This window comes from Limnohabitans sp. (assembly GCF_023910625.1).
Lineage (GTDB): Bacteria > Pseudomonadota > Gammaproteobacteria > Burkholderiales > Burkholderiaceae_C > Limnohabitans_A.
In genome coordinates this window covers 847,710-866,963 of record NZ_JAAVVW010000003.1, presented here as the reverse complement: position 1 = coordinate 866,963, position 19,254 = coordinate 847,710, and the positions used below count along the sequence as shown (strand labels likewise).

Sequence of the window (19,254 nt, the reverse complement as noted above, 5' to 3'; positions counted from 1 at the left end):
TTTCACCCGCACCCAGATCAACCCGGAGGTCAACCATGCTTTCCACACTGACCAGCAAAGGCCAAGTCACCATTCCTCAAGCCTTGCGCCAGCAACTGGGCTTGATGCCAGGGCAAGCGGTGACGTTTGACCTCAGTGCCGACGCCACTTGTATTACCTTGCGCCCCGCAGTCCCTGCCAAAAAGTCGCCCCAACCGGGTTTTGGCATGGTCAAAGTCAAGGGGGCGCACGTAGCTGCCGATTGGGATGCGGCTCAAGCGCTCAAGCCATGAAGCAACGCACCTCGCAGCTGACGGCGTTGGACACCAATGTGTTGGCGCGTTATTACGTGCAGGCCGAGCAAACCGATGCCGCCACGGCGCTCCAGTGTGAACATGCCCGTGCCTTGCTGGAGAGTGGCAAACCCCTCTTCGTGGCCACCACCGTGGCCTTGGAGTTGGAGTGGGTTCTGCGTGGGTTCTACAAACTGGAGGCACGCACGGTGGCCAAGGTGTTCAACCACTTGCTCAGCATGCCCCAGGTGCAAATGCAAGACCGCCAAGCCTTGCAAAGTGCCTGCGATGCCTTGAGCCAAGGTTTCGACTTTGCCGATGCCTTGCACCACGCCAGCAGCCGCCATTGCGATGTGCTGGTCACCTTCGATTCCAAAGGCTTTGCCAATCGGGCCACTGCAAAAGGTTGGGTGCCTAAGGTGCTCGTTCCATAAACCCTGAGCTTCCATCGCCCATGACTTTGGCCTACCAACTGCGCATTGAACTGCTCGATTTCAAACCCTCTATTTACCGGGATGTGTTGGTCGATCTGGTTGTATTCTTTGGTGTTCAATCTCAAATAAACGCACCGTCAACACGGAAAACCACATGATCGACGAACACCATTTCCGTGCCTTTGCCTTTGCCTTGCATTTGGGGTTTTCGGCAGACAGCCAAGAAGTCAGCGATGTTTTGCACAAAACCTATGGCGAGAACGGTGAGGCCATCCGCATTGATTTCAGCAAGCAAAGCATCGATTACCCGAAAATACACGGCTTCAAGGTCAACCGTGCTGACACCTGCAACTTCTCGTCGTCTGAAAACGCGGTGGTGTTGGAATGTGTCCATCGGCTGCTTGAAAAAGGCTACAAGCCCCAGCACATTGAGCTAGATGGCGCATCCCGGATGATCGTAAGGCCGTTTTATAAACAAATGAGGATGAGAAGCGTACCAGTCTTTCATGGCCCTCATCGGTGTTTTGCTTTTAAGCGCTGACTGGGGTAACTGATGGTTGTACAGAGCCACGTAACGCGTGAGCTAGAGATGCTCATCGAATCTGCCAAAAGCGATCCGTTTCCTGAAGTTCGTTTTGCTGCTGCAAGTTAGGAGCAAGACCGTATGAGCCACATCACCATTTACCAATCTGAAAGCGACACCATTGAAGTGTGGCTGTACAAAAACCATGAGACCGTTTGCCAACCCCATGTTCAAGTAGCTCGGCAGACGCTGGCAGAGATTACTCCTTGATTTGTCTGATGATGCACTTGTTGGCCTCAGCCCTATTTTTACATTACAAAACCTGAACCCCAATGACTGACCTGCTGACCCCCGAAGCTTCACTTCAACCCGCCGCCCCCGAAGGCGACCACCTGGGCGCCTACGCCCAGCGTGCCTACCTCGAATACGCGCTGTCCGTCGTCAAAGGCCGCGCCTTGCCCGATGTGTGCGACGGCCAAAAGCCGGTGCAGCGCCGCATTTTGTATTCGATGGACCGCATGGGTTTGTCGTACAGCGGCCCGAACAACAACACCGCCGCCAAGCCCGTCAAAAGCGCCCGCGTGGTGGGCGATGTGCTGGGCCGCTACCACCCGCACGGCGACACCGCCGCCTATGACGCGCTGGTGCGCATGGCGCAAGACTTTTCGCAGCGCTACCCGCTCATCGACGGCCAGGGCAACTTTGGCTCGCGCGACGGCGACGGCGCAGCCGCCATGCGTTACACCGAAGCGCGTTTGTCGCGCATCACCAGCTTGTTGCTGGATGAGATCGACATGGGTACGGTGGACTTCATCCCCAACTACGACGGCTCCACCGAAGAGCCGCGCCAGCTGCCCGCCCGCTTGCCCTTCAGCCTTCTCAACGGCGCCAGCGGCATCGCGGTGGGCCTGGCCACCGAAATCCCCAGCCACAACCTGCGCGAAGTGGCCGACGCCTGCGTGGCGCTGATCAAGAACGACAAGCTGAGCGACAGCGAGTTGATGGCCATCCTTCCCGGCCCCGACTACCCCGGTGGCGGTCAGATCATCAGCCCGGCCAGCGACATTGCCGACGCCTACCGCACCGGGCGCGGCAGCCTCAAAGTGCGTGCCCGCTGGAAGATCGAAGAACTCGCCCGGGGCCAGTGGCAACTGGTGGTGACCGAATTGCCGCAAGGTGTCAGCTCGCAGCGCGTGCTCGAAGAGATCGAAGAACTCACCAACCCCAAAGTCAAAGCCGGTAAAAAAGCGCTCAGCACCGACCAGTTGCAGCTCAAAGCCAGCATGTTGGCCGTGCTCGATGTGGTGCGTGACGAATCGAGCAAAGACGCCGCCGTGCGCCTGGTGTTCGAGCCCAAGACCAGCCGCACCCTGCAGCAAGAACTCATCACCGCCTTGCTGGCGCACACCAGCCTGGAAACCTCGGCACCGATCAACATGACGTCTGTGGGCATCGACGGCAAGCCGATTCAAAAGTCGCTGCGCCAGATGTTGGTGGAGTGGATCAGCTTTCGCCAGACCACCATCACCCGCCGCAGCCAGCACCGCTTGAACAAAGTGCTGGACCGCATCCACATTCTAGAAGGCCGTCAGCTGGTCTTGCTCAACATTGACGAGGTGATCCGCATCATCCGCCACAGCGACGAGCCCAAGCCGGCGCTGATCGAGGCCTTCCGCTTGAGCGATCGCCAGGCCGAAGACATCCTCGAAATCCGCCTGCGCCAACTGGCGCGACTTGAGGCCATCAAGATCGAGCAAGAGCTGAGTGAACTGCGCGGTGAACAAGGAAAGCTGGAAGAAATTTTGGGCAGCCCCGCCGCGCTGCGCCGCCTGATGGTCAAGGAGATCGAAGCCGACGCCAAGACTTTTGCCGACCCGCGACGCACCTTGATCCAGGAAGAGAAAAAAGCCATCGCCGAAGTCAAGGTGGTGGACGAGCCGGTGACGGTGGTCGTGTCGGAAAAAGGCTGGGTGCGTGCCCGCACTGGCCACGGCCACGACGCCACGAGCTTTGCCTTCAAGGCGGGCGACGGCCTGTACGGCACCTTTGAGTGCCGCACGGTGGACACGCTCATCATCATGGGCAGCAACGGCCGCGTCTACAGCGTGCCTGTGGCCACCTTGCCCGGCGCAAGAGGCGACGGGCAGCCTGTGACCACGCTGATCGAGCTGGAGCCCACCACGCAAATTGCCCACTACTTTGCAGGCCCCGCCAACGCCATGCTGCTGTTGAGTGGCTCGGGCGGCTACGGCTTCTTGGCTTCGGTCGAGAACATGATCTCGCGCAACAAAGCGGGCAAGGCTTTCATCAGCCTGGGCGACGGCGAAACCGTCTGCGCCCCCAGCCATGTGAGCGGCTCCAGCGCCACCGTGCCTGCCGACAAGCTGCCCATGCCTGCAGCGACCAGCGTGTGCTGTGCCAGTACGGGCGGCCGTGTCTTGACCTTTGAGATCAACGAACTCAAGACCATGGAAAAAGGCGGCCGGGGCCTGATGCTGATCGACCTGGAGGCCAAAGACAGCTTGGCCGGTGCTGCGGCCTATACCCGCAGCATCAAGATCGAAGGCATTGGGCGCGGTGGCAAAGCGCGAGAAGAAACGCTGGAAATCCGCAGCCTGAACAATGCCAAAGTGGCGCGGGCCAAGAAGGGCAAAGTGGCGGATCTGGGCTTCAAGCCGAATCGGGTGACGCGGGTGGAGTGATGCTTTTTTAAGCACGCCCCGTCAGCCCATGCTGGTCGGGCCTTTGGCGGCTTGTCCCTGCACTTTTCCACAGCTTTGGGCACGGGCTGTGGGGATTGTGGAGACGTTCATACGGGACAGTCGTGGATGGGTCGCGATTTTATGATAGGGGACACTCACTTGACATCCAGCGACCGAATGCACCAACTTGACGAAGCCATTGCCCTGCGCGCCTCAGCGCTTGGGGACACGCGCCACCAATTCATGGGCGCAACCCATCCGGCTTACGCCAACATGGTCGGGCCCTTTGGCGGCACCACGGCGGCGCAGTTGCTGCAGTCGGTCATGCTGCACCCCGAGCGCTTGGGCGAACCCGTGGCCCTGACAGTCAACTTTGCCGCCCCGGTGGCCGATGGTGAGATCCGCTTTGTGGCGCGGCCCGTGCGCACCAACCGATCGACCCAGCACTGGATCATCGACGCGCATCAGGCCCAAAATGACACAGAAGGCGTGGTGGCCACTGCCACGGCGGTATTTGCCGTGCGGCGCGAAACCTGGTCAGACGTTGAAGCCGTGATGCCTGCCAATGTGCCCGTACCCGAAGCTGTGCCGCGCATGCCCGTCAAAGGCATGCCCGCCTGGCCACAGCGCTACGACATGCGCTTTGTCGAAGGCGCATTCCCCGCAGTCTTTGACGAGCAAGAGCAAGCCCATTCGCGCTCCATCCTGTGGGTGCGCGACGAGCCCGAGCGGGCGCTGGACTTTGTTTCTTTGGCGGCCATCAGCGACAGCTTTTTCCCGCGCATCTACATCCGCCGCCGCCGCCGTGCCCTCATTGGCACGGTGTCAATGACCACCTATTTCCACGCCGACAGTGCTTTGCTGGCGCAGGTGGGCACACGCCATGTTCTGGGCGTGGCCAAGGCGCTCAACTACCGCCACGGCTACTTTGACCAGACCGGCGAGCTGTGGAGCCCCGAAGCTCAGTTGCTGGCGAGCACGCACCAGTTGGTGTACTTCAAGGACTGAGCGTTCACCGCTTCATCTGCTGCAACGCGCTCGCCACTTCGGTCACCAGCACCGGGCCTTTGTAAATGAGGCCGGTGTAAATCTGCACCACGTCGGCCCCAGCTTCTATTTTTGAAATCGCGTCGTGCCCGCTCAGGATACCGCCCACGCCGATGATGGGAAAGTCTTTGCCCAAAGCGGCGCGCAAGTGCCGAATCACGCGGTTGCTGCCTTGCAGCACGGGCGAACCTGACAGTCCGCCCATTTCTTCGGCATGGGGCAAGCCGCTCACGGCGTCACGCGCCAAGGTGGTGTTGGTGGCGATCACGCCGTCCATGCCGTGCTTTTGAAGGGTGGCGGCGATCACGCCCACTTGGGTCTCGTCCAGATCGGGGGCGATTTTGAGGAACATGGGCACGCGGCGGCCATGTTCGGTGGCCAGTTCTTCGCGCCGCGCCACCAGTTCGCCCAGCAGGCCGTCCAGCGCTTCGTCGCTTTGCAGGGCGCGCAGGTTCTTGGTGTTGGGGCTGGAGATGTTCACCGTCACGTAGTCGGCATGCGGGTACACACCTGCCAAGGCGATCAAATAGTCGTGGGTCGCGTTCTCAATCGGTGTGGCGGCGTTCTTGCCAATGTTCAGGCCCAGCAGGCGACCTTGCTGGCGGAACTTGGAGCGCTTGACGTTGGCGATGAAGGCATCGAGCCCGTCGTTGTTGAAACCCAAGCGGTTGATCAGCGCGTTGGCCTCGGGCAGGCGGAACATGCGGGGTTTGGGGTTGCCGGGTTGCGCTTTGGGCGTGACGGTGCCGACTTCGACAAAGCCAAAGCCCATGGCACCCAGACCGTCGATGCAGCGGGCGTTTTTGTCCAAACCCGCAGCCATGCCGACACGGTTGGGAAAGTGCAGACCTGCCAGCATGGTGGGTTGCGCCACAAAGGGCTGGCGGTAAGCGCAGTCGAGCGGGGTGTTTTGGGTGCGGGCCAAGCCTTCGATGGTCAGGTCGTGGGCCGCCTCGGGGTCCATTTTGAACAAAAAGGGGCGGGCGAAGGCGTAGGGGATCAGGGACATTGGATAATTCCGGGCTGGTGCAGGGTCGTGGGTATCGGTTGCTCCGATTGTCGCAAACCTCGGCCCGCCTTTTTGCCTGATCAACCGAGCCCCTTTCATGACCCAAGACGAACTCAAAGCCCTGGTGGGCCAAGCCGCCCTGAAATACGTTGTTCCCGGGGAGATCGTTGGCGTGGGCACCGGCTCCACGGTGAACAAATTCATTGACGCCCTGGCCACCATGAAGGACCAGATCAAAGGCGCGGTGTCCAGTTCCGAAGCCTCCACCGTGCGCCTCAAAGCCCTGGGCATTCCGGTGTTTGACAGCAACGAGGTCGAGAGCTTGTCGGTCTACATCGACGGCGCGGATGAAATCGACCCCCAAGGCCACATGGTCAAGGGTGGTGGTGCGGCGCTCACCCGAGAAAAAATCGTGGCGGCCCAGAGTAAAAAGTTTGTCTGCATCGCCGACGAGAGCAAATTGGTCGGTGCTTTGGGTGCGTTTCCATTGCCCGTGGAAGTGATCCCCATGGCCACGGCCCGCGTGATGCGCCAGTTTTTAGCCATGGGCGGCAGCGCGGTGGTTCGCTTGAAAGACGGCCAGCCGCTCGTGACCGACAACGGGCAGCATATTGTGGATGTGAAGGGTTTGACGATCACCGACCCGGTGGCGTTCGAGACCGAAGTCAGCCAATGGCCTGGCGTGGTCACGGTCGGTGTGTTTGCGCTGCAAAAAGCGCAGGTGTGCCTGCTGGGTACTGCTCAAGGCGTGAAGACGCTGGCGTTCTGACGCGAGGTTTTACAGCCTCAAGCCCGGCGCAGCAACAGGCGCAAATCGGGTCCGATGCGGTCCACCGCATGAAAGGCCAGCTGCACAGCGCCACGCAACTCGGTGAGCGCAGGCAAATTGGCCAGGCCTTGGCCTGGCCCTAGCAGTTGCGGAGCCAGGTAAACCAGAAATTCGTCCACCAACCCTTCGCGTATGAAGGAGCCGTTGAGCTTGTGCCCGGCTTCCACATGCAGCTCATTGATCTCACGCCGGGCCAGGTCGCGCAGCATGGCCGCCAGATCGACCTTGCCGCCGGGGCCGGGGCAGTTGATCACGGTCACGCCGCGTGCCGTCAGCGCGGCGCGTTTGTCCAAGTGTTCTGTGGTGGCTGTGTAAACCCAGATTTGCCGGGCCTGATCGCCCGTGCCTTGCGTGTCCAGCAGTTGGGCATTCAGGGGCATGTCCAGGCGGCTGTCCACCACCACCAAGTGCGGTTGGCGCGGGGTGTCCATGCCGCGCACATTGAGCAAAGGGTCGTCTTCGAGCACAGTGCCGATGCCGGTCAGGATGGCGCAGGCTCTGGCGCGCCAGGCATGGCCGTCGGTGCGGGCTTCGGGGCCGGTGATCCACTGGCTTTGGCCGTTTTGCAGGGCGGTTTGTCCGTCCAAAGAGGCGGCCACCTTCATCCGCACCCAGGGCAGGCCCCGTTCCATGCGGCTGAAAAAGCCGATGTTCAATTCACGGGCCTCAACGGCGGTGTCATCCTGCGCATCCAAGATGTGGGTCTGCACCCCCGCAGCCGCCAGCCGCGCCATGCCTTGGCCCGCCACTTGGGGGTTGGGATCGGTCAGGGCCGCCACCACGCGGGCGATGCCCGCCGCCGCCAGCACGTCGCAGCAAGGTCCTGTGCGCCCGTGGTGGGCGCAGGGCTCCAGCGTCACCCAAGCGGTGGCACCGTGCACATGGTGCCCACGCTCGGCCGCGTCCCGCAAGGCCATGATTTCGGCATGAGGGCCACCTGCACGCTGGGTGTGGCCTTGGCCCAGCACCGTGCCGTCGGCGGCGGTGATCACACAACCCACACGCGGGTTGGGCGAGGTCAGCCACAGGCCTTGTTGAGCCAATTGCAGCGCATGGTGCAGAGGAGACGGTTGATCGGGCAAAGAGGGCACGGTGGTTTGAATCCGGAGGGCGTGAGGAGCGAATCGGCGCACAAATGAACTATGGCAAGGATACGCCAACCCAGGAGGGCAGGGCTGAGACGCTGCTGTGCCATTCGATCTGGTTTTCGTCAGAAGAAGAGGCACCCGAGTGGCTGCCGACAGGGGTTGAATTGCTGGCACGATGTCCAGTGCGAGGCCAAGACACTCGCACGGACAGGGTGGTGGTAGAACCAGTCCCTGCGCTGGCGCTGTAAATTTGAAGTTTATAGGGCACGCCCTGCACCACCCTGGTTTGCGGCGATGGGCACGCAGTGGCGTGGTTCAGCGGCTGAGCATGCATGCAATCCATCGCTTCTTGTGCCCAGTGCTGTGCCACGGTGAATTGGCGATTTTCACGGACTGTTTGAAGGCTCTTGAGTGACAGTTGAGTGGCCCCAACCAAGCCAATACCCAGCACCGCCGAGGCCATCAGCGCTTCGATCAAGGCCAAACCTGCTTGCTTGGGAAGAGGGGGTGTCACGGCGAACCCTCACTCCAACTGCCGTTGACGCGCTGAACGCGGGATGCATCGATGCCCGATGGCCAGTTCAGGATGTAGGCGTCGCGGCCTTGCGGAGTAGCCAAAACTGTGCCTGATCGCCACTCGGGCAGACCGGACTCCACCACCAGTTGGCCTTCGATTCGGCCACCTTGCCAGCCGCGCATTTTTTCGTCGTTGCAGCCCGAATCGATCAATACGCTACCCATGATGCGCACACCTGGAGCAATGTGAGGGCAGCGGAGATCGCAAGCTTTGGCCGAAAAAACCAGCAAGACGGGAACCTCGGGCGTGCCCACGCTGAGATGCCAATCTGCGGCGCTGTCAACCCAATAGATCGAGCGCGGCGGGTTGGTGTGTGCGCTCAGGCCGTGACGCTCTTGAGCGCTGGACCAGGCCTGAAGCTGGGTGTCGTCAATCGAGCCCAGGACGCTTTGTCTTGCAGCGCGTTTGCAGGGGCTGCGGGTAACGGCTGTGGCAGGTCCAATGCGGGTTCCTCCGCCAGGCATGTTGGCGGGACTGAGGGCCATGCATGCCTGTCTTTCAGCGCTGGAAATGGCCCCATTGTTGTTGGTATCCACCACAAAATGCGTGTGTACAACAGGGGCTTTGGCGGTGCCGCTGCAAAGTTCACCTTTGCTGACCAAGGGGCAGACCCGCAATGAGGCTCCAGCAGCTTCGCTGATGCACCCATTCATCACCAATGCCGCAGGTGCGGCCAAGCCTGGAGCTGGCGGCAAGGCCGGAATGAACACACTTTCACGCACATGGGCTTGACTGGTTTGAGCCGTATGGCTGGCCTTGGCGTGCAAAGTGACGACATGGGGTGACATCAACAGATCACGTACAGCGACGGCGGACAATTGCCAATGCTGCATGGCGGGGGGCTGCACAACGTCTATGGCGCTGCATTCCCATTGTTTGCCTGAGACACCCGCAGGACAAGCAGTCGGAGCCGAAAACAGCTGAGTGAAAGGGGTGTTTGCGAGAGTGGATTGTGCATGGGCCAGAGCTGCTGTTGCTGCCAGCCTGGCCTGACTGGCGCGCCCGTGGTTGTAGCTGGCCAGTTGGTCAAAATGCACACTGCGAGCACTGTAGAGGCTGGTCAAGCTGGCCAAGATCACCATGCTCACAGCGACCATCAGGGTGACCGCGCCATGCTGGTGTGCAAGGTCCGTGTGTTGACTCATGGGCAATACAGCGCTTGCAGGCTGCTCGGCAGATTGTTGTGCAAATGAATGGTGTTGGACAGGCTGACTTGGCGCGATGCGTCGCCGGGCCATTGAGCCTTGAGGGTCATAAAAACGCTGCGACGCAGCCAGTTTTGGTGGGACTCGCAGCGTAACTGCCAACGCAGTTCGGTGATTTGCAAAAGCTTGCTGTCGGTGATCGATAGCCAGTCACCACTGGGGTTGCATGACCTTTTCGTTTGCAGTGCGGTGCCTGACAACCTGAAGCCCATGCATTCATCCTGGTCTTGCAGGCCGTTGTGGTTGCGGTCGTGACTGAAGTCAATCCAGTTGTCCTCAATGCTGAAGTCCTCAAAACCATCACAAAAAGTGTCGTCGCAGTTCGTCGCTGAGCGTGTTTCCCAGGCTTGTGCCGAGTACTGGGCTTTGCGCAGTTCGCGGCTCATCCAGTCTACCGCTTGACGAAGTTCATGGTGTAGGTGGCTGTCTTGCAAGGCCGAGCGGTGCCCGCGCAACTGGTTGGCCAGCATGGCACTGCCAGCAGCCAGCACCACCAAGCCTACAGACAAGCCCACCATGAGGCCCATCAAGGTTTCTCCTTTGTCGTGAGGCGATCTCATGGGTTTTATTTTCGCCAGCACCGGGCCGGATCGCTGTCGGGTGATTGGCCCGAGCCTAGCCAGACATGAGCCCCCCCCAGAGAGCGCAAGAGCAATGGGGTGCATTCACGGTCAGATGCTTGCGCTCCCAGGGCAATGGCTTGCGCGGTGTAGGCTTGAGCAGAGGATTCAAGCAATTGGATGCGGTAATGACCTCCGGGGGAAAGATCGCTGCGCCAGCCCAATTTGCTGAGGCTGTCTGCGTGGCTGTCATTGCTGCTGCGCCAGCGTTCTTGGTCGGTTTGCAGTTGAAGCAAGGCCGCTTGACCGTCTTGGCGACGTGCCTTGCGTTGTTGTTCCTGGTAACTGGGCAGGGCCAGTGCGGCCAACACCGCTAAGAGTGCCAGACAGATCAGCATCTCTGTCAAGGTCCAACCCTGGTGCACAACCCTGTCAGTCTGCAGGTGGGTGGCATCAGGGGCAGGTAGATCGGGCGGGATGGATGGCTGTGACATCAGCGGTCTCCTTTTGCTTGTTTTATTGTGTCCCTATGTATTCATCTTGTACAGTGCATCGCAGGCCATACCCATATGAACCCACCCTCAAACCGTCCTCGCCCGTGCGCTGCAAGGTGCAAGATTAAAGGCTTGACTTTGTTGGAAGCCATGGTGGTCATGGCCGTGCTGGGTATTTTTCTGAGCCTGGTTGCCCCCGCCATGACAGGTATGCGGGCGCGCCATCAGTTGCAAAGTCAGGCTGAAGCTTTTTTGGGCAGCTTGGTGCTGGCTCGCTCGGAAGCCCTGCGGCGCCAGCAGCGGGTCACTTTGTGTGCGCGGGGCGCTGCAGATGGCTGCGATCCCATTGGACGCTGGGATCAAGGTTGGTTGTTGTTTGTAGACGCCAATAACAACGGTTTGCGTGAGGCGGGGGAAGTTCTGGTGCAGGCGCGAGAAGCTGTGCCGACAGTGGTGAAGGTGAACGTCACCAGCACCATCAAGCATTATTATTCCTACGTCAGCGAGGGGCGCAGTGCCAGCGCCAACGGCGCGTTCATGGCGGGCACATGGCGGTTTTGCGTCGCCACATCGCCGCAAGGCTGGCAGGTGGTGGCCAATGCGCTGGGCAAGCCTCGAATCGAAGAATACCCCGCGACGAAATGCACCTGAAGGCAGCGTGCAGCCTGGCCGAGGTCAGCTTTGCACCTCGTCGACCAGTGTCTTGAAGGCGTCAATGTCTTCAAAATTGCGGTAAACGCTGGCAAAGCGCACATAGGCCACTTTGTCGAGTTTTTTCAACTCACGCATGACCAGCGCACCGATGCGATGAGAGCCGACTTCGCGTTCGCCCAAATTCAGGAGTTTTTCTTCGATGCGCTCAATCGCGCTGTCCACCTGCTCGGTGCTCACGGGCCGCTTGCGCAAAGCCAGGTTCAGGCTGGCCAGCAGTTTGTCGCGTTGGTAATCGATGCGCCTGCCATCTTTTTTGACGATGGCCGGAAAGTTGACCTCCGGCTTTTCGTAGGTCGTGAAGCGTTTTTCACACGCCCCACACTGGCGACGGCGGCGGATGAAATCTCCATCTTCGGCCAGACGGGTCTCCACCACTTGGGTTTCAAGGTGGCTGCAAAAGGGGCATTTCATCGCGCTGGCCGATCAGCAGTAGACCGGGAAGCGGCTGGTCAGAGCATTCACTTTGTCCCGCACAGCCATGATGTTGGCTTCATCGTGGGGGTTCTCCAGCACGTCGGCGATCAGGTGGGCCGTGGCGCGGGCTTCTTCGTCCTTGAAGCCGCGGGTGGTCATGGCCGGGGTGCCGATGCGCACGCCGCTGGTCACGAACGGCTTTTCAGGGTCGTTCGGGATGGCGTTCTTGTTGATGGTCATGTGCGCGTTACCCAAAGCGGCTTCGGCCACTTTGCCGGTGATGCCGTGTTTCCATGATGAACTTTCGCGCAGGTCCACCAGCATGACGTGGCTTTGGGTGCCGCCGCTGACGATGCGCAGACCGCGTTGGGTCAAGGTGTGGGCGATGATTTGCGCGTTCTTGATCACCTGGGCTTGGTAGGCCTTGAACTCCGGTGCCATGGCTTCCTTGAAGGCCACGGCCTTGGCCGCGATCACGTGCATCAGTGGGCCGCCTTGCAGGCCGGGGAAGATGGCGCTGTTGATGGCTTTTTCGTGCTCAGCCTTCATCAAGATGATGCCGCCGCGCGGGCCGCGCAAGCTCTTGTGTGTGGTCGACGTCACCACGTCGGCGTGGGGCACCGGGTTGGGGTAGACGCCAGCGGCAATCAAGCCGGCGTAGTGGGCCATGTCGACCATGAAAATTGCGCCAACTTCCTTGGCCACTTTGGCAAAACGCGCCCAGTCGATGTGCAGGCTGTAGGCCGAAGCCCCCGCGATGATCAGCTTGGGTTGGGTCTCACGGGCCTTGGCTTCCATGGCCTCGTAGTCGATGGCTTCTTTGGCATCCAGACCATAGGAGACAACGTTAAACCATTTGCCCGACATGTTGAGCGGCATGCCATGGGTCAGGTGGCCGCCCTCGGCCAGGCTCATGCCCATGATGGTGTCGCCAGGTTTCAGGAAGGCCAGGAAGACAGCTTCGTTGGCCGATGCGCCGCAATGCGGCTGCACGTTGGCGGCTTCTGCGCCAAAGATCTGTTTGATGCGGTCGATGGCCAATTGCTCGGCCACGTCCACGTGCTCGCAGCCTCCGTAGTAGCGCTTGCCGGGGTAGCCTTCGGCGTATTTGTTGGTGAGCTGGCTGCCTTGGGCGGCCATGACGGCGGGCGAAGCGTAGTTTTCGCTGGCGATCAGCTCGATATGGTGCTCTTGGCGTGCGTTTTCGGCCTGGATGGCGGCGAAAATTTCGGGGTCGGTTTGTTCAATCAGGTGGTTGCGGTGGTACATGGCAGTCCTTCTAATGATGGAACCTTGGCATGAATGACAAGGGCTGCCCAGGCGAACGGCTGTGAGCCTGGCCTGACAATAATTTCAGGCAAGCTGTGCGCTTCCCAGTGGTTCTGGGGCGACTTCCCAATCGCCACGCTCCACGTCAGAGTGGTCTGTTTTGATTTCAAAACAGGCTCCTATCGCCAGTCGCGCACCCAGCGAGTGTAGCCCAGTCAAAGTCTGCTTTGGTCGGTAAAGGCTGTTAGAGGCGGGGGTTATGAAGCCCGTCCAAGCTTTTGGCCGGACGGGTCATGGTTTCCAGTTGTTTTTGTTCGGCCAACACACGGCTGACGTAATCCTTACCGTTGCTTTGTCCGGTGGCCAAGGCGTACAGTTGCAAGGCTGCATCGACCGAGGGGCTTTGTTCGATCAGTGTTTGCAAATGTCGGGCTCCGACGCGCAAATTGGTCAGGGGGTCAAACGCTGCCAAAGGGCCGCCATATGACAGCAGGGCGCGGTGTTGGGCTTCGGCTTGGATTTGCATCAGGCCCATGCCACCTTGGGGCCCAGAGGCGAAGGGATTGAATCGGGATTCGATGGCGATGACGGCCAAAAGCAAAGTGGGGGAGACTTGGATCCGGTCACCTACGGTCCATGCCTCGTGAACCAAAGCGCCCATGGGTTCGGGGGATACTTTGTAGCGTCGGCTCAGCCAACGGGTCACAGCCGCCTGTTCATCGCTGAGCGCCAGCGCAAACATGCTGGGCAGGGCAGACACCAATTGGGCGTTGACGTCTGGAGTTTCGTTTTCCGACAATGGGTCTTGTCGCGAATCCAGCCAGCCCAGCAAACGCTCTGTGGCGCTGACTTTCAAATCGGGTTGGCTGACCAACATCACCATCAAAGCCAAGCAAGCTACGCCGAAAAAGGCCAGGCTGTGGCGGGTGATTTTCAGAAGGCCCAGCTTAGAGCCTTTCCCAAAGGACCAATTTTTCGGTGGTGCAGTCACAACGTTCCTCTCATGCCAAGCGGTGGCGACACTTGTGGCAAAGCCAGCGCAAAGGGTTGGATGATTCAGTGGTCTCAAGTGCTGCTCACTTGGACCCGTGTCGCCGGTTGGGCGACCCTCTAGGGCTATCCATGGTTTTAGGATGGGAGTGATTTTAGGGAATTCAACTGCATGATGAAGAATATCAAAATCAATCCTTATTAATAATTTGGCATATTAATGGGGTTTGTGAGGGATAAACATCAGACTTTGCAAGCGATTGAGTGGCCGTTTTCAGCTTGCACCAAATAACGGCGAAAATATCCCTTTTGTGCGTGGCTGCGTTTCTTGGGGTTGTACCCTCTGCGCAGACCGCACTTGATGCCTCGCCAGCATACCCAGTGTTTCAAAGCTCATACCGTGACCACCTCCTCCAAACCCATCGATCTTGCCAACTTGGACCCATTGACCACCGGGATTTTTCTTGCAGCCACATCCGGGGAGCGCAGCTCTCGCTTGCGGGAGTGGCTAAAGACCGAACCCAGCGAAGCCCGACTTCATGAGGTCTACCGCGATCTGTCTGCCAAGGACAAGGGCGTTGCCAAGCTACTCAAGGAAAGAATCGACGAGATCAAACGCAGCCAGGGTCAGGAAGCCCTGGCCAATGATTGGGCTCAGAAAGCCGAGCTGATTTTGTCTGCCCCCCGCCTGAACATGGCCGATGCCCTGGCTTGGCAGCGGGATGCCGCCAAAGCTGGCGCACCCCTGTCCCGCGATCCCCTGGCCAGTCTCAAAATGCGCTTGGTTGAATGGGTCAAAGGCGTTGAAGACCTGCAGCATCAGGTGATGGTGCAGAGGGAGTCTGCCGTTTTGCTTGCGCAACGTATTGAAGTGTTGTCGACAAAACCCATGGCCGAGGCACAGCAAGGCCATGCAGGTCTGCAAAACGATGTCAGCCAGTGGCAAATACAGGCACAAGCCTTGATGAGCAACAGGTCTTGGCACAGCATCGACCTCAAGTTCCCCGTTCAGCTGGAAGCTGCGGGCCTCCAGTTGCAAGCCGTTTGGGATGCCTTTTCTGCGGCACTGGTGTCGGCCAAGGTCGCCTGGTCCGATGCCCAGGCCGCGCTGCCTCCCGTGCCGGTCTGGGCCGATGAGATTCGCCGCCAGCGTGGCGAAACTGTGCAGATCTCGCCCACTTCAGCCTCACCAGCCAGCGTGCCTGCCTCCGAAAAAACCGACAAACCAGCCAAAGCCAAAGTCGACCCTGCCCAACGGCAAGCATTGCGCGAGCTGGCCTTGCAAACCGTCACGCCGGTCCTCGACGCCCTTGAAAAGCTGATCTCCGAGAACTCGGGCGCGCCCGTCACAGACGCGTGCGCCGCCTTGCACGCCATCCTCAAGACTCACGGCAAACAGCTCGACACCAGTTTGGACGAGCGGCTGCACAAAGCCTTGAAGGCTGCCGGTGACCCCCAAGGTTGGCCTCGCTGGGTGGCCGACCAGGTGCGACTGGATTTGGTGACCCAGGCTGAAGGTTTGCTGGACGCCAATAAGGCCCCGACCGTCGGCGGGCGCAAGATGCAAGACAAGCTGCGCCAACTTCGCGACAGCTGGAAGCAAATGGACCAGGGCGGTATGCCCAACCACGGTCTTTGGAAGCGTTTTGATGCCGCTTGCAACGAGGCTTACAAAACCGTGCTGGCTTGGCTGGAGCAGATGAAAAAAGACGCTGCAGACCAGCGCTCCCAGCGCCTTGCGCTCATCGAGGAAGTCAAGGCCTGGACAGCAGAACAAGCCCATGGCCAGGACTGGCGTGCTCAGTTGCGTGCCTTGCATCAGTTTGCCGACCGCTGGCGAAATGCGGGACATCTGAGTGAAAAAGCCTTCACTGAAATGCAAACGCAGTGGAAAAGCGTTTTCAAAGCCGCAGCGGCCCGCCTGGAGGCGGCTCAAAAAGCCAGCATCGGACGTCGTGAAGCCCTGATTGACGAAGCCAAAGCACTTGCTGCTGCGCCCTTGCGTGTTGATGCGGTCAAAGCCCTGCAACAACGCTGGCAAGTCGAAGCTCAGTCGGTTCCCCTTGACCGCAAGACCGAGCAAAAATTGTGGGAAGTCTTCCGCGCCCCACTGGACGAAGCTTTTCAGCGCAAAGGTACCGAACGACAGACCTCGGTGGCTGCGCTTACTGTGCACGACCGAGCCGTGATCGACGCCTCGAAAACCCTGGACGAAGCCAATGCGGGTGGCGATGCGGCCCAAATCCGTGCCGCCATGGCTGCCCTGGACGCCGCCTTGCGTGGCCAGGCCCAACAAGTCCGTCAAGCGGCCCCAGCCCCGACGGTTGCCCCAGCTGCTTCCGCTCCAGATGCCAGCGCAGCCAACGGCAGCGACGCTACAACGTCCGAAGCCGTGGCTGATCAAGCCGAGGCCGATGTGCCTGCCGCTGTCAGCGCAGCCGATACCCCCGCTGAAGAGGCCGTACCTGCAGCCCCGTTGGTGGTATCGAAACCCGCCAAGCCGGTCATTGCCGTGCGTGGCGATGACCGACCAGGTCAAAAGAAAGCCGAGCCTGTCATCGCGCGCGATGGTCGCCGAGATGGTCGCATAGGCGAGCGAGGTGCGCGTCCAACGGGTGAGCGTGGCGTTGACCGTTTTGGCGATCGCAGTGCCCGAGGCAACGGGCGTGAAGGCCGCGATTTCCGAGAAGACCGCGGTCCGCGTTTGGGCGATGCGGCTTTTCGCGCGCAGCGCGAGGCCATGGAGCGTGCCGAAATGTCACTGCGCAAATTGGCCGCGCAAGCCCATGGTGAAACCCTCACACGCCTGATGACCGCTTGGCAAGACCGTCAGGCCGATGCCCTGCCCAGCGCACAAGAGTTGGGTCGTGCCATCAACGCCGCCACACGACAGGCATGGGCGCAAGCCGTCAGCCAAGAGGCAAAATCACCGGCTTCTACCGCTTTGCTGCGCCTAGAAATGGCGGCCGAAGTGCCCACACCTGCTGACAGGCTGAGCGAGCGCCGGATGCTGCAATTGCAACTGCTGACCCAGCGCAATCAACCCGGACCGAGAGAAACCTGGGGGCAGGATGTGGCGCAAGTTTTGTCGGGCCCGCACGAAGAAGCCATGGCACGCCGCCTGCAAAATGTCTTGAAGAGTCTGCTGCGCAGCTGAGTGCTTTTTTAACTCACAACAAAATGGCTACTTTGAAGCGGCCATTTTGTTGGCTCAAACGCGGGTGATCAGATCCATGCGCTGAGCGCTCCCATCGCGCCCCAGTCGCAGCACCTGTGCCCGCTCCGGTGCGTGGTCAAGTGACCAATCGCTGAGCACTTGGCGCAGCGCCAAGCCGCCAGGGGGTGTGGCATGGTCGGCGGGTCGGTGGGTGTGGCCGTGCACCAAGCGCGTAGCCTGGCCCGCAAGCAGCCATTGCGAGCACAAAGAGGGATCCGCATCGGCATACACCGAGCCGCTTTGTTTTTGGTTTTCGCTTTGCTGTCGCATGGCACGGGCCAGTGCTATGCGTTCGCTCAGGGGTTTGGCCAGAAATTCGCGTTGCCAGGCAACGCTGCGCACCTGCTGGCGAAAGATTTGGTAGTCCCTGTCGTCCAGGCACAGCGCGTCGCCATGGCTGAGCACGACGCGTTGGTCTCCCAATTGCAGCACCGTGGGATCGGCAAGGGCTTGCACACCACAGGCCGACAGGAAATCGGGTCCTACCAAGAAGTCTCGGTTACCTGGCATGAAGGTGACGGTGAGGCGCAGCCCGGTTTGCAGCAGCACGTCGGCGCAACGCTGCAAGAACGGGTCATGCGCCAAGGCATCGTCCCCCACCCAGACCTCAAACAAGTCGCCCAAAATGAGCACCGCCTGCGCCGACGTGGTGGCCATGTAATGCCGCCATGCCTCAAAGGTCGCCGATTCGCTGGCTTGGAGGTGCAGGTCCGAAATCAAATCCACGTGTTGCCAAGCCACTGGAGCTTGCAGGCTGCCCATCGGGGGCATGTCTGAAAGCGGCGCGTCGGGCATGGCAGGTGGTCTTCAGATGGAACTTAACGGCCTTGGACTCAAAGCGCGACGGCCTTTTCAATCACGACATCTTCTTTGGGCACGTCACCGTGGCCACCACGGTTTCCGGTCTTCACGCCTTTGATCTGATCGACCACTTCGCTGCCCTTGACCACCTTGCCAAACACGGCGTAGCCCCAGCCTTGCATGGAGGGCGCGGTGTGGTTCAAGAAGTCGTTTTTGGCAACGTTGATGAAAAACTGCGACGAGGCCGAGTGGGGTGCCGAGGTGCGGGCCATGGCCACGGTGTACTCGTCGTTTTTCAGGCCGTTGTTGGCTTCGTTTTCGATGGTGGCATCGGTGGGCTTTTGGCTCATGCCGGGCTCAAAGCCGCCGCCCTGAATCATGAAGCCGGGGATGACGCGGTGAAAAATCGTGTTGTTGTAATGGCCCTTGTTCACATAGGTCAGAAAGTTTTCGGTTGACTTGGGGGCTTTTTCAGCGTCCAGCTCGAGGGTGATGACGCCGTATCCGGTGATGTGCAGTTCGACTTGTGGGTTGCTCATGGTGTTACTTCAACAAGGTGATGGATTGAATGATGACCGGCGTCCGTGGGACATCCGAGGGGAAAGGGCCGCCCGCACCTGTGGGGGTGGTTCTGATTTTTTGGACCACGTCCATGCCGGACGTGACTTTGCCAAAAACGGTGTAGCCGAAGCCTTGAAAACTGGGGTCCAAGAATGCGTTGTCCACCACGTTGATAAAAAACTGTGAAGTGGCAGATTGTGGGTCATTGGTGCGCGCCATGGCCAATGTGCCGGTGGCGTTTTTCAGGCCAGCAGCCAGGGCTTGACGGCCCTCGTGCTGCACCGGGGCACGGGTTTTGCGTTCCCGGTACTGGGCGTCATAACCACCGCCTTGCACCATAAAGCCTGCAATGACCCGATGGAAAATCGTGCCGTCGTAGTGCTTGTCGTTGACATATTGCAAAAAATTGGCGACGGTTTTAGGGGCCTTGTCGGCATAAAGCTCGGCTTCAAAGTCGCCTAAAGATGTGCTGATGCGCACCTTGCTTGACTTATCTGGTGGAGTCTGAGCCAAGGCAGACAGCGGAGCCAAAAGACCCATCCATAGAA

21 protein-coding genes, 1 pseudogene and 1 riboswitch are annotated in these 19,254 nt (G+C 59.9%); of the genes and pseudogenes, 8 read left to right on the top strand and 14 right to left on the bottom strand.

What is annotated here, in order from left to right:
- Positions 1-35 precede the first annotated feature (35 nt).
- Together HEQ17_RS07220 and HEQ17_RS07215 are read left to right on the top strand one after the other, a co-directional pair.
- Complete coding sequence (locus HEQ17_RS07220; RefSeq protein WP_296292107.1) at positions 36-272, top strand: AbrB/MazE/SpoVT family DNA-binding domain-containing protein; 237 nt, start codon at positions 36-38, stop codon at positions 270-272.
- Complete coding sequence (locus HEQ17_RS07215) at positions 269-706, top strand: type II toxin-antitoxin system VapC family toxin (RefSeq protein WP_296292106.1); 438 nt, start codon at positions 269-271, stop codon at positions 704-706. The genes HEQ17_RS07220 and HEQ17_RS07215 overlap by 4 nt, the downstream gene beginning before the upstream one ends.
- A gap of 121 nt (positions 707-827) precedes the next feature.
- Here HEQ17_RS07215 and HEQ17_RS07210 read toward each other — a convergent pair whose 3' ends face one another.
- Positions 828-1,100 carry a hypothetical protein gene (locus HEQ17_RS07210; RefSeq protein ID WP_296292105.1) on the bottom strand — a complete coding sequence of 91 codons (273 nt, stop codon included), beginning with the start codon at positions 1,098-1,100 and terminating at the stop codon, positions 828-830.
- Between the two features lie 39 nt (positions 1,101-1,139).
- Positions 1,140-1,289: pseudogene (locus tag HEQ17_RS07205) on the bottom strand (IS481 family transposase); the annotation flags it as partial.
- An 81-nt stretch (positions 1,290-1,370) separates the two neighbouring features.
- Between HEQ17_RS07205 and HEQ17_RS07200 the strand changes: the two are divergent.
- The 3 genes from HEQ17_RS07200 (at position 1,371) to HEQ17_RS07190 (ending at position 4,939) form a co-directional block, all read left to right on the top strand.
- Positions 1,371-1,499: a hypothetical protein gene (locus HEQ17_RS07200; RefSeq protein WP_296292104.1), complete on the top strand. Its 129-nt coding sequence runs from the start codon at positions 1,371-1,373 to the stop codon at positions 1,497-1,499.
- Between the two features lie 62 nt (positions 1,500-1,561).
- Positions 1,562-3,931: a DNA topoisomerase IV subunit A gene (gene parC, locus HEQ17_RS07195; RefSeq protein WP_296292103.1), complete on the top strand. Its 2,370-nt coding sequence runs from the start codon at positions 1,562-1,564 to the stop codon at positions 3,929-3,931.
- Positions 3,932-4,072: 141 nt separating this feature from the next.
- The gene (locus tag HEQ17_RS07190) at positions 4,073-4,939 is read left to right on the top strand and encodes a thioesterase family protein (RefSeq protein WP_296292102.1); all 867 of its coding nucleotides are present in this window, start codon (positions 4,073-4,075) and stop codon (positions 4,937-4,939) included.
- A gap of 4 nt (positions 4,940-4,943) precedes the next feature.
- On the opposite strand, the gene HEQ17_RS07185 is transcribed toward HEQ17_RS07190, so the two are convergent.
- Positions 4,944-5,987, bottom strand: a complete 1,044-nt coding sequence (locus tag HEQ17_RS07185) for a quinone-dependent dihydroorotate dehydrogenase (protein ID WP_296292101.1) — start codon at positions 5,985-5,987, stop codon at positions 4,944-4,946.
- A gap of 97 nt (positions 5,988-6,084) precedes the next feature.
- On the opposite strand from HEQ17_RS07185, the gene rpiA reads away from it, so the two are divergent.
- Complete coding sequence (gene rpiA / locus HEQ17_RS07180) at positions 6,085-6,756, top strand: ribose-5-phosphate isomerase RpiA (RefSeq protein WP_296292100.1); 672 nt, start codon at positions 6,085-6,087, stop codon at positions 6,754-6,756.
- A gap of 17 nt (positions 6,757-6,773) precedes the next feature.
- On the opposite strand, the gene ribD is transcribed toward rpiA, so the two are convergent.
- From ribD to HEQ17_RS07155, 5 genes are read right to left on the bottom strand one after another with little or no spacing between them, the layout of a single operon-like run.
- Positions 6,774-7,907, bottom strand: coding sequence for a bifunctional diaminohydroxyphosphoribosylaminopyrimidine deaminase/5-amino-6-(5-phosphoribosylamino)uracil reductase RibD (gene ribD / locus HEQ17_RS07175; protein WP_296292099.1), 1,134 nt, complete (start codon positions 7,905-7,907; stop codon positions 6,774-6,776).
- 49 nt (positions 7,908-7,956) lie between these two features.
- Positions 7,957-8,418, bottom strand: coding sequence for a hypothetical protein (locus tag HEQ17_RS07170; protein WP_296292098.1), 462 nt, complete (start codon positions 8,416-8,418; stop codon positions 7,957-7,959).
- Positions 8,415-9,626 carry a hypothetical protein gene (locus HEQ17_RS07165; RefSeq protein ID WP_296292097.1) on the bottom strand — a complete coding sequence of 404 codons (1,212 nt, stop codon included), beginning with the start codon at positions 9,624-9,626 and terminating at the stop codon, positions 8,415-8,417. The genes HEQ17_RS07170 and HEQ17_RS07165 overlap by 4 nt, the downstream gene beginning before the upstream one ends.
- Positions 9,623-10,246, bottom strand: a complete 624-nt coding sequence (locus tag HEQ17_RS07160) for a hypothetical protein (protein ID WP_296292096.1) — start codon at positions 10,244-10,246, stop codon at positions 9,623-9,625. The genes HEQ17_RS07165 and HEQ17_RS07160 overlap by 4 nt, the downstream gene beginning before the upstream one ends.
- A 5-nt stretch (positions 10,247-10,251) precedes the next feature.
- Entirely contained in the window at positions 10,252-10,740 is a 489-nt protein-coding gene (locus HEQ17_RS07155; protein ID WP_296292095.1) for a type IV pilin protein, read from the bottom strand.
- Between the two features lie 75 nt (positions 10,741-10,815).
- Between HEQ17_RS07155 and HEQ17_RS07150 the strand changes: the two genes are divergently transcribed.
- Positions 10,816-11,391, top strand: a complete 576-nt coding sequence (locus tag HEQ17_RS07150; RefSeq protein WP_296292094.1) for a GspH/FimT family pseudopilin — start codon at positions 10,816-10,818, stop codon at positions 11,389-11,391.
- A 24-nt stretch (positions 11,392-11,415) separates the two neighbouring features.
- Here the strand turns inward: HEQ17_RS07150 and nrdR are convergent, their stop codons facing one another.
- The 3 genes from nrdR to HEQ17_RS07135 form a co-directional block, all read right to left on the bottom strand.
- Positions 11,416-11,865 (bottom strand): transcriptional regulator NrdR, encoded by a 450-nt coding sequence (nrdR, locus tag HEQ17_RS07145; RefSeq protein ID WP_296292093.1) that lies wholly within the window; start codon positions 11,863-11,865, stop codon positions 11,416-11,418.
- A 12-nt stretch (positions 11,866-11,877) separates the two neighbouring features.
- The gene (glyA, locus tag HEQ17_RS07140; RefSeq protein WP_296292092.1) at positions 11,878-13,137 is read right to left on the bottom strand and encodes a serine hydroxymethyltransferase; all 1,260 of its coding nucleotides are present in this window, start codon (positions 13,135-13,137) and stop codon (positions 11,878-11,880) included.
- Between the two features lie 38 nt (positions 13,138-13,175).
- Positions 13,176-13,340, bottom strand: a riboswitch (ZMP/ZTP riboswitch).
- Positions 13,341-13,381: 41 nt separating this feature from the next.
- Positions 13,382-14,014: a transglycosylase SLT domain-containing protein gene (locus HEQ17_RS07135; protein WP_296292091.1), complete on the bottom strand. Its 633-nt coding sequence runs from the start codon at positions 14,012-14,014 to the stop codon at positions 13,382-13,384.
- Positions 14,015-14,527: 513 nt separating this feature from the next.
- Here HEQ17_RS07135 and HEQ17_RS07130 point away from each other — a divergent pair.
- Positions 14,528-17,284 carry a DUF349 domain-containing protein gene (locus HEQ17_RS07130; RefSeq protein ID WP_296292090.1) on the top strand — a complete coding sequence of 919 codons (2,757 nt, stop codon included), beginning with the start codon at positions 14,528-14,530 and terminating at the stop codon, positions 17,282-17,284.
- Positions 17,285-17,338: 54 nt separating this feature from the next.
- On the opposite strand, the gene HEQ17_RS07125 is transcribed toward HEQ17_RS07130, so the two are convergent.
- The 3 genes from HEQ17_RS07125 to HEQ17_RS07115 are packed head-to-tail and all read right to left on the bottom strand — an operon-like array spanning position 17,339 to position 19,246.
- Positions 17,339-18,139, bottom strand: coding sequence for a UDP-2,3-diacylglucosamine diphosphatase (locus HEQ17_RS07125; protein WP_296292089.1), 801 nt, complete (start codon positions 18,137-18,139; stop codon positions 17,339-17,341).
- A gap of 38 nt (positions 18,140-18,177) precedes the next feature.
- Positions 18,178-18,684: a peptidylprolyl isomerase gene (locus HEQ17_RS07120; protein ID WP_296292088.1), complete on the bottom strand. Its 507-nt coding sequence runs from the start codon at positions 18,682-18,684 to the stop codon at positions 18,178-18,180.
- 4 nt (positions 18,685-18,688) lie between these two features.
- Positions 18,689-19,246 carry a peptidylprolyl isomerase gene (locus tag HEQ17_RS07115; protein WP_296292087.1) on the bottom strand — a complete coding sequence of 186 codons (558 nt, stop codon included), beginning with the start codon at positions 19,244-19,246 and terminating at the stop codon, positions 18,689-18,691.
- Between the last annotated feature and the right edge of the window lie 8 nt (positions 19,247-19,254).

Excerpts from the sequence above, each read along its gene's own strand:
- HEQ17_RS07220 (WP_296292107.1), top strand. The coding sequence starts at position 36 with ATGCTTTCCACACTGACCAGCAAAGGCCAAGTCACCATTCCTCAAGCC.
- HEQ17_RS07215 (WP_296292106.1), top strand. The coding sequence starts at position 269 with ATGAAGCAACGCACCTCGCAGCTGACGGCGTTGGACACCAATGTGTTG.
- HEQ17_RS07210 (WP_296292105.1), bottom strand. The coding sequence starts at position 1,100 with ATGGACACATTCCAACACCACCGCGTTTTCAGACGACGAGAAGTTGCA.
- HEQ17_RS07200 (WP_296292104.1), top strand. The coding sequence starts at position 1,371 with ATGAGCCACATCACCATTTACCAATCTGAAAGCGACACCATTGAAGTG.
- parC (WP_296292103.1), top strand. The coding sequence starts at position 1,562 with ATGACTGACCTGCTGACCCCCGAAGCTTCACTTCAACCCGCCGCCCCC.
- HEQ17_RS07190 (WP_296292102.1), top strand. The coding sequence starts at position 4,073 with ATGATAGGGGACACTCACTTGACATCCAGCGACCGAATGCACCAACTT.
- HEQ17_RS07185 (WP_296292101.1), bottom strand. The coding sequence starts at position 5,987 with ATGTCCCTGATCCCCTACGCCTTCGCCCGCCCCTTTTTGTTCAAAATG.
- rpiA (WP_296292100.1), top strand. The coding sequence starts at position 6,085 with ATGACCCAAGACGAACTCAAAGCCCTGGTGGGCCAAGCCGCCCTGAAA.
- HEQ17_RS07165 (WP_296292097.1), bottom strand. The coding sequence starts at position 9,626 with ATGAGTCAACACACGGACCTTGCACACCAGCATGGCGCGGTCACCCTG.
- HEQ17_RS07160 (WP_296292096.1), bottom strand. The coding sequence starts at position 10,246 with ATGAGATCGCCTCACGACAAAGGAGAAACCTTGATGGGCCTCATGGTG.
- HEQ17_RS07155 (WP_296292095.1), bottom strand. The coding sequence starts at position 10,740 with ATGTCACAGCCATCCATCCCGCCCGATCTACCTGCCCCTGATGCCACC.
- HEQ17_RS07150 (WP_296292094.1), top strand. The coding sequence starts at position 10,816 with ATGAACCCACCCTCAAACCGTCCTCGCCCGTGCGCTGCAAGGTGCAAG.
- nrdR (WP_296292093.1), bottom strand. The coding sequence starts at position 11,865 with ATGAAATGCCCCTTTTGCAGCCACCTTGAAACCCAAGTGGTGGAGACC.
- glyA (WP_296292092.1), bottom strand. The coding sequence starts at position 13,137 with ATGTACCACCGCAACCACCTGATTGAACAAACCGACCCCGAAATTTTC.
- HEQ17_RS07135 (WP_296292091.1), bottom strand. The coding sequence starts at position 14,014 with ATGTTGGTCAGCCAACCCGATTTGAAAGTCAGCGCCACAGAGCGTTTG.
- HEQ17_RS07125 (WP_296292089.1), bottom strand. The coding sequence starts at position 18,139 with ATGCCCGACGCGCCGCTTTCAGACATGCCCCCGATGGGCAGCCTGCAA.
- HEQ17_RS07120 (WP_296292088.1), bottom strand. The coding sequence starts at position 18,684 with ATGAGCAACCCACAAGTCGAACTGCACATCACCGGATACGGCGTCATC.
- HEQ17_RS07115 (WP_296292087.1), bottom strand. The coding sequence starts at position 19,246 with ATGGGTCTTTTGGCTCCGCTGTCTGCCTTGGCTCAGACTCCACCAGAT.